The sequence below is a fragment of the Paenibacillus xylaniclasticus genome, assembly GCF_004001065.1.
Classification (GTDB): Bacteria; Bacillota; Bacilli; order Paenibacillales; family Paenibacillaceae; genus Paenibacillus_T; species Paenibacillus_T xylaniclasticus.
In genome coordinates, this window is sequence record NZ_BIML01000099.1 from 1 (window position 1) to 647 (window position 647).

1 protein-coding gene is annotated in these 647 nt (G+C 52.1%); it reads right to left on the reverse strand.

The features are described from left to right. A partial coding sequence (locus PXY01_RS22110) for a condensation domain-containing protein (RefSeq protein WP_164744562.1) occupies positions 1 to 647 on the reverse strand: 647 nt, incomplete at both ends.

Below are 647 nucleotides of genomic sequence, written 5' to 3' on the forward strand. Positions count from 1 at the left end.
CTGTCTGCTGTCACGCCCAGTTTCCGAAGTTTATGCGCCAGCCGGTTCGCCCGAGCATTCAACTCCTGGTACGTTAGCTGATCCGTTTCGCTGACTAACGCGATGTGATCCGGAGTACGCTCCACCTGCTCTTCGAACAGCCGATGGATGGTCTTCTCCTTCGGATACGGTGCTTCCGTCGTATTGAACACATTTACAATCTGATGCTTCTCTTCCACGGTCAGCATCGACAGTTTCGACAGTTCCATCTCCGGTTCACTTACTGCTGCTCTGATTAACTGCAAGTAATGCTGTGCCATCCGCTCTACCGTTTCGCGCTGGTACAAATCAGTGCAATATTCGACGACGATTTGCAGCCCGTCTTCCCTTTCCGATAACGACCAGGTCATGTCGAACTTCGTCATACCGCTTTCTACCGGTTGTGCAATGAGCTGTAAGGAATCGAGATTAAGCCCCTGCTGCTCCTGATTGTGCAGCACGAACATCGTATCGAATAGCGGATGCCGACTCATATCCCGATGCTTGACCACTTTCTCTACCAGCTCTTCGAACGGATACTCCTGATTCGCGTAACCCGCCAGCGCTTGCTCCTTCACCTGCTCCAAGTAGGATCGGAACGTAAGAGCGCCCTCTGGTTGACTTCTGAT